Source organism: Streptococcus pseudopneumoniae, from assembly GCF_038148935.1.
GTDB classification, from domain to species: domain Bacteria; phylum Bacillota; class Bacilli; order Lactobacillales; family Streptococcaceae; genus Streptococcus; species Streptococcus pseudopneumoniae_U.
Genome location: NZ_JBBJZX010000081.1, coordinates 1 through 9,038, shown reverse-complemented (window position 1 = coordinate 9,038; position 9,038 = coordinate 1). Strand labels below are relative to the sequence as shown.

At 38.3% G+C, this 9,038-nt stretch carries 11 protein-coding genes; 1 reads left to right on the top strand and 10 read right to left on the bottom strand.

Going from position 1 to position 9,038, the window contains the following annotated elements:
- Positions 1-180: 180 nt before the first annotated feature.
- Positions 181-942, top strand: a complete 762-nt coding sequence (locus tag WKI42_RS08445; protein ID WP_000917603.1) for a DeoR/GlpR family DNA-binding transcription regulator — start codon at positions 181-183, stop codon at positions 940-942.
- Here the strand turns inward: WKI42_RS08445 and WKI42_RS08440 are convergent.
- From WKI42_RS08440 to lacA, 10 genes are all read right to left on the bottom strand, one after another.
- Positions 939-1,100, bottom strand: a complete 162-nt coding sequence (locus tag WKI42_RS08440; protein WP_173276211.1) for a hypothetical protein — start codon at positions 1,098-1,100, stop codon at positions 939-941. The genes WKI42_RS08445 and WKI42_RS08440 overlap by 4 nt on opposite strands.
- A 125-nt stretch (positions 1,101-1,225) precedes the next feature.
- On the bottom strand, positions 1,226-1,483 hold the full coding sequence (locus tag WKI42_RS08435; protein ID WP_173306876.1) for a DUF3884 family protein: 258 nt from the start codon (positions 1,481-1,483) through the stop codon (positions 1,226-1,228).
- Between the two features lie 42 nt (positions 1,484-1,525).
- Complete coding sequence (gene lacG, locus WKI42_RS08430; protein ID WP_368081673.1) at positions 1,526-2,932, bottom strand: 6-phospho-beta-galactosidase; 1,407 nt, start codon at positions 2,930-2,932, stop codon at positions 1,526-1,528.
- An 81-nt stretch (positions 2,933-3,013) separates the two neighbouring features.
- Positions 3,014-4,708, bottom strand: coding sequence for a lactose-specific PTS transporter subunit EIIC (locus tag WKI42_RS08425; protein ID WP_049511815.1), 1,695 nt, complete (start codon positions 4,706-4,708; stop codon positions 3,014-3,016).
- Entirely contained in the window at positions 4,708-5,025 is a 318-nt protein-coding gene (locus tag WKI42_RS08420) for a PTS lactose/cellobiose transporter subunit IIA (RefSeq protein ID WP_100104530.1), read from the bottom strand. Before WKI42_RS08420 ends, WKI42_RS08425 begins: the two co-directional genes overlap by 1 nt.
- A 34-nt stretch (positions 5,026-5,059) precedes the next feature.
- Positions 5,060-5,896, bottom strand: coding sequence for a PRD domain-containing protein (locus WKI42_RS08415; protein WP_055356835.1), 837 nt, complete (start codon positions 5,894-5,896; stop codon positions 5,060-5,062).
- 232 nt (positions 5,897-6,128) lie between these two features.
- A complete protein-coding gene (gene lacD / locus WKI42_RS08410; RefSeq protein ID WP_001229114.1) occupies positions 6,129-7,109 on the bottom strand; it encodes a tagatose-bisphosphate aldolase in 981 nt (326 codons plus the stop codon).
- A gap of 1 nt (position 7,110) precedes the next feature.
- The gene (locus WKI42_RS08405) at positions 7,111-8,040 is read right to left on the bottom strand and encodes a tagatose-6-phosphate kinase (protein ID WP_301351631.1); all 930 of its coding nucleotides are present in this window, start codon (positions 8,038-8,040) and stop codon (positions 7,111-7,113) included.
- Between the two features lie 10 nt (positions 8,041-8,050).
- The gene (gene lacB / locus WKI42_RS08400; protein ID WP_001216916.1) at positions 8,051-8,566 is read right to left on the bottom strand and encodes a galactose-6-phosphate isomerase subunit LacB; all 516 of its coding nucleotides are present in this window, start codon (positions 8,564-8,566) and stop codon (positions 8,051-8,053) included.
- 30 nt (positions 8,567-8,596) lie between these two features.
- Positions 8,597-9,022 (bottom strand): galactose-6-phosphate isomerase subunit LacA, encoded by a 426-nt coding sequence (gene lacA, locus WKI42_RS08395; protein ID WP_000029277.1) that lies wholly within the window; start codon positions 9,020-9,022, stop codon positions 8,597-8,599.
- Between the last annotated feature and the right edge of the window lie 16 nt (positions 9,023-9,038).

The following is a 9,038-nucleotide window of genomic DNA, read 5'->3' as shown; positions in this document are numbered from 1 at the left end:
TTCTCCACCACTCTCAATCATAAAAAATAAACTAGAAACAACAAAATAATAACTTAATAAAAATATCGAAAGTTTTGAAAATGAACCTCGATATTTTTGTTTTTGTTTTATTTTGTTGTTTTTGTATTTGAATGATGGGCTAGTTTATGGTAAGATAGTAGTAGGAAACGAGGTGATAATGTGCTCAAACAAGAAAAATTAACCAAAATTTTAGAGATAGTAAATAGTAAAGGAACCATAACGGTTAAACAGATTATGGACGAAATAGCCGTTTCAGATATGACTGCAAGGCGCTATTTACAGGAATTAGCTGATAAAGATTTGCTGATTCGTGTGCATGGTGGAGCTGAAAAACTTCGAACCAACTCCCTTTTGACTAATGAGCGATCAAATATTGAAAAACAAGCCCTCCAAACGGCAGAAAAACAAGAAATAGCCCGTTTTGCAGGCAGTCTAGTAGAAGAAAGAGAAACTATTTTTATTGGACCAGGAACAACATTAGAATTTTTTGCGCGTGAGTTGCCTATTGACAATATCCGCGTCGTGACCAACAGTTTACCTGTTTTTCTGATTTTAAGCGAACGAAAATTAACAGATTTGATTTTGATAGGTGGAAATTATCGCGATATTACAGGTGCTTTTGTTGGCACATTGACCCTACAAAATCTCTCTAATCTCCAATTTTCTAAAGCTTTCGTTAGCTGTAATGGTATTCAAAACGGAGCTCTAGCTACTTTTAGCGAGGAAGAGGGAGAGGCTCAACGCATCGCTTTAAATAATTCTAATAAAAAATATTTACTCGCAGATCATAGTAAGTTCAATAAGTTTGATTTTTATACTTTTTATAATGTATCAAATCTTGATACTATTGTTTCAGATTCTAAACTAAGTGATTCAATCCTTTTTGAGCTATCTAAACTTACTAAAGTCATCAAGCCTTAATAAACCTGAAAGATTCTGGTTAACAACTCAATTTCAGAAGTAAATCTTCCCACAATAAAACGCATAGTATCAAGGTTTTCAACACCTGATATTATGCGTTTTTCTGCGTTAAAGACTTTTTGCCCAATTGCTTTATCTGCCACCTCAAAGCTATGCATTGAGAAACCTGCGACTTGCTTTCTAGTTTAAAGTTGCTCTTTGATTTTCATTGAGTATAAGCAACGTGATTAGATAAAAGTTTTGCAGCGTACTAAATACGAGATTTAACTTTTTTGGAAATTGGTTACGATTGTTGAAACGGCATAAAATCTGAATCAAAGGAGATATTATCCCGTTCTTCAGGATTGATAAAATTTAAAAACAAATTTTTAAATTCTTCCAGCTCATAATCTGAATGACAAATCCATTCTTTACCGGTAGAGACATACCATTTCCCAAGGCTTTTCAGTTCTTCATTCGTCAAACACGGTATTTGAGAGCATTTTTCAAAGTTGATAATATAAACTTTTTCATAAATAGATTGGATAAAATTTTTGAACATCTTTTTGCCTCACTAAAATTCTATATCTAATGACTCATTCTACTACTCAATCACTTGAGTTTTCGCTACTTTCTTGTACCAGTGAGCTGATTTCTTAGGATAACGTTCTTGAGTTTCAAAATCTACATAGAAGAGACCGTAACGTTTCTCATACCCATTTGACCATGAGAAGACATCCATCAATGACCAAATAAAGTAACCTTTTACATTAGCGCCATCTGCAATCGCATCAGACAAGACCTCCAAGTGTTGTTTCACATAATCAATACGGCCATCATCATAAACAGTGTTATCGACGAACTCATCTTTATAGCCGAGACCATTTTCAGTGATGTAAATCTTCTTGTAGTTCGGATAATCTTTCTTCACGCGCATGATTTGGTCATACAAACCTTGAGGGTAGATAATCCAATCCCAATCCGTACGTGGTACATAATCAGGAGCTACACGACGACCAACACCTTTGATTTGGTATTTAGAACTTCCTTTCTCACCCTTACCATTATGGATGATTTCAGTTTCTCCATCAAAGGATTCCATCCAGTCACTCATATAGTAGTTAATTCCAAGGAAGTCATTCAAGTCTTTTGCGGCTTCTAATACTTCGAAATCTTCGTCACGCAAGTCAAGCTTTCCACCATTGGCAGCCAAGATAGCCTCTACCCCTGCCAGGGTCTTTTCAGAGTAGTGCCCCAGATAAGTTGCATCCAAGATAAATTTGTTATGGATAATGTCCTCCAACTCTGCCGCAATAACATCTGCTGGATTTTTAGGATCCAAAGGATACTTAGTTGGCAGAGCGTGAACAACACCAATTTCACCTTTATAACCTTTATCTTTATATAGCTTAACTGCACGCGCATGAGACACCATCATATTGTGGTGCGATTGGAAGACTTTGGCAAGGTCATACTGGATACCTGGAGGGAATTTACCAACTAAATATTGACCATCACCGATTGGCCCAATTTCATTAAAGGTTGTCCAATAATTTACTTCTGGAAATTCTTCAAAACAGAAAGCCGCGTAGTCTACAAAGTGTTCAATATTTTCACGATTTAAGAAGTCGCCATTTGAGTGAAGAGCTTCTGGCGTGTCAAAATGATGAAGAGTTACAAATGGCTCAACGTGACGTTTGTGACACTCTGCAAATAGATTATGATAAAATTCAACACCTTTAGCATTTACTTCACCATAACCAGTCGGGAAAATACGTGACCAGGCAATAGAAATTCGAATGCCATTGATACCATACTCTTCTGCCAGCTTGAGGTCAACTGGATATCGATTGTAAAAATCACTGGCTTGTTCTGCAGTGTACCAGTAGTTATCTTCAAGATATTTATCCCACGCAACTGGTCCTTTTCCATCAGTATGTGTAGCACCTTCTGCTTGATAAGCAGCTGTTGCGCCACCGAAAATAAAGTCTTTTGGTAATGTTTTTGTCATATAATTCTCCTTTTAATTAAAAAAGAAATAAGATGGAGAGGAGGCTAGTGAGGCTTTATTCTCCATCTCACTTCTAATCTTTTATTTTTCGAATTGAGCTTGTACAAATGCAAGAGCACCTTTTCCATCACGGGTTAATTTGATGTATTGAGCGCCTTCTGTCTTGGCAAGTTTAATACCGAGTTTATCAGTTTCTGCTTTCATGTCTTCAAAGTTTGAAGCAACTTGAGGAGCAAGGATAACAAGATCAAACTCTGGCAACATTTCACGGTGAGCACCATAGCCACCTGCTGCTGCTTTCACAGGAACATTGTATTCTGCAGCTGCCTTGTTCAAAGCATTTGCAAGGAGACCACTTGTCCCTCCACCTGCACAGAGAACGAGAACATTTGTTTCTTCAGTGATGGTATTTTGTGCTGCTTCTACACCCGCTTTCTCAAGAATAGCATCTGCTTTTGCAGTGTTGAAGTTTGCAGCAACTTTTTCTTTCAATTCGTCATTAGACTTACCTGAACGCTCTTCTTCAAGAATTTGTTCATCATATACTTTAAGGAATGGGTAGTAAATGACTACGTCAACCACGATTAGAAGGGCAGCAAGAATGAATGATAGCACTTGGAAGTTAGTTCCAAGAACTAGACCTAGTGGAGCTGGAGTTGTCCATGGTAGATTAGCAGTAAATGAGTTCATTCCAAGAGTTTCAATAAAGAATTTAAAGATCCATACGTTTGCGATAGGAGCAAAAATAAATGGAATGAAGAAGATTGGATTTAATACCAATGGAGCACCGAACAAGATAGGCTCATTTACACCGAAGAAAGTTGGAACTACTGAAGCACGACCGATTGCACGGTTACGTTTCGATTTTGTTAACCACATGAACATGAAAGGAACAACTAGTGTCGCACCTGTACCACCCATGGTCACGATAAACATTTGTGTACCAGAAGTAAGAATCTTGTCAGCGTGCATACCTTGTTGGAGAAGGTTCAAGTTGACTTCGGCATTTGCATAGGTAATAGCTGCGATAGCAGGTTCAACGATAGATGGACCATGGATACCAACAAACCAGAAGAAGGCAAAGGCACCAAAGATAATGGTAATACCAAGATAACCATCAGCAGCAGAGAAGAGTGGAGCAAAGAATTTACCGATTGATTCAGCTACGCTTGCACCAACAAAATGACGTGCTAATAAGTCAAGAGCATAAAGAGAAACAACAGATAGAGTGAATGGAATCACATCTTTAAATACTTGGGAGATATTTGGCGGAACTTCGTCAGGCATTCGAATAGTGACGTTGTTCTTAACACAAACCTTATAGATGGCTACGGTAACAAAGGCAGCAAGGAAGGCTGAAAGCAAACCTTTTGTCCCCAAGAATCCAGTAGCTAGACCATTTTCGATAGGATCAGCTGCCAACATCAACAAACCAACAATTGCTGCTAACAGTGTTGACATATAGTTGATTTGATTGGTTTTCTCCATACTACGGTTTACTGAGTCGGTCAAAGATTTAGCTGTTGTACCAGCTACCAAGAGAGCCAGAATACCCATAGAATAGCTATAAGGTTTCATCAGAAAGGCTACAACTTCATCAGACCATTTAAAGCCCCATGAGTTTGGTACAAAGGCAATCAAGATAAAAATACTTGAGAAGAGAATAACAGGCATACCTGCAATGAAACCATCACGAATAGCACGAAGATAGATATTACGAGATAGTTTCTCAAAGAAAGGCTTTCCTTTCTCGATAAATGCAATTAATTTATTCATTACTTAACTCCTCTCTTGTAGAGTTCAATTAAATGATGCATCAAATCTTTTAACAAAATAGTTGTCATCAAGTGGTCTTGGCCATGCATCATGGTTACACTATAGGCCAAATCCTCGCCAGCTGCTTCCTTAGTCAACAGACTTGTTTGAGCGTGGTGAGCTTCAGCAATGCAAGAACCAGCTTCTTCTACCAGAGTATCCGCTTTTACAAAATCACCAGCTTCAGCAGCCTTCAAGGCTTCCAATAGTTTTGAACGAGCATCGCCAGCATAGGCTACGATTTCAAAACCTAACAATGTTACTTCTTCTCTATTCATGATAGAATTCTCCTTATATAATTTTAAATAATTTTTATGACAATAAACGTTGGATATGTAGAACTAGATAAACTCGTTCACTCTTATACAAATCAAGCCCCGTATGTTGCGTAATCACATCATAAATCTTGGAGCCAATCTCGAAGGCTTTTGGATAGGATTGTTTGATATGGTCTTCCATGTCCAGAAGTGATTGGTTATCATCTCTAGATCTGTCTAAATAATCCAAGAAATAATTCAAATGAATCATAAAGCGATCATAGAAATGGGTATTCTCTTTGGTTCGTTGAATTGCATAGTCCTTTAGAACTTCCTCAACATTCCTGAGAATTTCTTTCCTCTTATCAATCGACTCCACAAGTTCCACTTCATTTTCACCTTCGGCATTAATGAAATGATAAGCAATCCGAATAATTTCGTCCTCAGGAAAATGATCTGCTAGCTTCTGACGGTAAATTTCAAATGCTTCATTTGCGATTTGAAAAGCGACAGGATACTTAGTGGAAATATCTGGCAGATTACTATCCTTGTATCTTCCTTGTGCTAGAGCTTGGTAAGAACAGTAAATATGATCTGTCAAGGTTACGTAGAGATACTCTTGAATTGGATAATGATATTTCTTTGATAGCTTATCAATGATCTCATAGGTCACTGTGATAAAATCAAGCGGAACATCTTTGAGGAGAGCCATAAAGTTTTCCCTGGACTCTTCGGTCTTCATCCGAAAGATTTTCTCAACCTGCTGTTCAGCAATCAAATCCCCCTTCTTCTTTCCAAATGCAATCCCCTTACCAATCACAATCACTTCTTCTCCTTTATCATTTCTGACAAGCGAGACATTGTGATTCATTGGATTTAGAATTCGATACATGTCAACCTCCTTTTATGTCTTAAAGGTATATGAGTATAAAAAATGACCACAAATGAACTAGAAAATCAGCCGATTCCTAATTCACCTGTGATCATGCCTAATATTACTTAGTAACACTCACCTTGTATTAACTTGTGATTTAAGTATAGCACAAGTAAGTTAATTTGTAAACCTTTACATACAACTTTTTTAAAAATTTTTAGATTCATGTTCCTAACCTAGGAGGACTTTCTTACACGCGCTCTTTCCATGAAGTCGCTGTTGTTTGAAGAACTTTATTGAGTTCGTCAATGTTTTCAAAACCAGTTGTGCGAAGCCATTCGCGAGCTGCTGCTTCACCATCTTTGATGTAAGCTTCAACTGATCCAGCCCATGTTGCACGGCCACAAAGAACTCCGTTAAAGTTTGCACCTGATTCATGGGCAAATACAAGAGTATCTTGGAAGAGTTTAGCTGATACACCAGCACTCAAATAGATGTATGGCAAGTTAGTTGCTTCATCTTGTGCTTTGAAGAAGGCTGCTGCTTCTTCACGTGTATAAACTACTTCACCTTCAGCGAAGCCTTCAACATATTTAATGTTAACAGGAACTTCAACTTTCAAGACATCAATGTTAAAGCGTGGGTCTGAGAAGACTTTCATAGCACCGATAACTTTGTGTGGTTTTACTTTCGCATATTCTACAGAACCAGCGTCCGCAATTTTTTCATCGTAAGCAAGGATTTCAAGGAAGAATGGGATATCTTCAGCCACACATTCAGAACCGATGCGTTCGATGTAAGCTTGTTTTTCTTGGTTGAGTTCGTCTGAGCTATCTACATCATAGTAAAGCAAGAATTTAACTGCATCTGCACCTTCTTCTTTAATACGTTTTGCAGACCAAACATCCAAGCAGTCTGGCAAACGTTTTGTACTTGTTGTGTCATAACCTGTTTTTTCATAAGCAAGGAGAAGACCAGCCTTTTCATCAAGAGCTTTAGTTGCTGGAAGTCCATACTCAGGGTCAAGAAGCATAGATGAAGCGTATTTAGTCAATTCATCTGCTACCAAGACTTTGAGTTCTTCCATTTGAGCCACAGTTGGTTCTTCTGTTTGGTGTTGAGCCATGAGACGTTTCAAAGCACCGCGTTGGTCAAATGCAAGAGCTGAGATGATACCATTTTCATCAGAAAGTTTTTCTAAGCGTGCACGTTTTTGTTCTGTTAAAGCCATTTTATACCTCTTTTACTATTAATTGATCATATAGAGCTTGATAGTTGGCCATGTTGACATGACCAGTCATTTTTTCTTGAGCATTGAGCATACCAAGGACATTTGCCTTGATGAGTAATTCTGCATCCGATTCTTTATGAAGAAGTCCTGAAGAAATTCCTGCCACAGTAGAATCTCCAGATCCGACAGGGTTGACTACCTGAATTCTAGGAATATCTACCTTGTAGAAAGTGTCACCATGTTTGGCAAAGGCACCGTTGGCACCAAGTGAAACAATAATCCATTCAATCCCTGCAAACAAAGGTTCTTGAAGTACTTCTTTTAATTCATCCAAATCCTCAGAAACTTCTCTTCCTAGAAGCTGGGACAATTCCTCATTATTTGGTTTGATGACTGTTGGTTTATGTGGTGATTCAAGAACCGCCTGAAGTGCTGCACCAGAGCAGTCCAAGACAACAGGCTTGCCAACTTGATTAGCAATTTCTACCAAGCTCGCATAGTAATCAACTGGAAGACCAGCTGGCAGACTGCCTGAGATAGCTACTACTTCAACTGACTCCAGAAGATTTTTGAAATGTTCCAAAAAGTCTTGACCTTCCTGTTCCAATACTTCAGGACCTTTTTCAAGAACTTCTGTTTGGTTATCTCCATGAAGAATAGCGATACAGTTACGAGTTTCTCCCTGAATTGAGAAGAAATCTTTCTTTACTTGATCATCGATATGTTCAACCAAAAACTCACCAAGTTTACCACCCACTAAACCAGTAGCAAGAACAGAATCCCCAAATTCTGAAAGTACTCGGGTAACATTGAGTCCCTTACCACCAGCCGTTTTGGTTACATCCACCACACGATTGACAGTATCAATCTTCAACTCATCCAAGGGATAGGAAATATCAATGGATGGGTTCATTGTGACTGTTAAAATCATAGGTCACCTCTTAGTCGTGGTATTCTCCGCGATCCCATTTTTCAAGGAATTCAGTGAAGAAGTTTGCGTCTGTTTGTTGAGCATTGTGACTTTCAAGGTGTTCAATTTTCGCAATCAATTTTTTGTTTTCTTCAGTTGGTTTGTATTCAGCATGGATGAAAGCTTCGATGATATCGCACATGAGCAATTCACCAGTAATCTTACCACCAAAACCGATAACGTTGGCGTTCAATTGTTCTTTAGCATAAAGGGCTGTTGTCATATCACGAACCAAGGCAGAACGGACACCTGGAACTTTATTTACAGCGTTGTTGATACCAACACCAGTACCACAGATACATACTCCAAGATCAGCTTGACCACTAGTTACAGCTTCCCCTACTTTTTTACCAAAGATTGGGTAGTGAGTACGTGTATGGTCATATGTACCAAAGTCAATGACTTCATATCCTTTTGATTTCAAAAATTCTGAAACCGCCATTTTTTCATCTGTTACGATGTGGTCACATCCAATTGCAATTCTCATTTTTATCTTACCTTTCTTACTGTAATCTACTTAGCACATTTTGTTCAACATGTCGACACGAATTTGGTGACGTCCACCATCGTATTTACCGTTAACAAATCCTTTAGCGATGTTTTTAGCCAATTCATCACCAACAAGTTGTGCACCCATAGTGATCATACGTGAGTTGTTGTGGCCACGAGTCATATAAGCTGAACGTTCGTCAGATACTTCTGCAGCAACCATTCCTTTGATTTTTGTTGCAACCATAAATGGACCAGCTCCATAAGCATCAATCACGATACCAAGGTTTTGTTCTTCTTTGTTTACTTCTGCAGCAACAGCGAGAGTCACATCAACAAAGTCTTGACCTTCAGCTGTAACATCCACAACGTGGAAATTTTCTTTTTCCAAGAAGTCTTTCACAACTTCTTTCAATCTCAAACCTGCAGCATCTGCACCGATAACAATAGACATATTGTATACTCCTTTT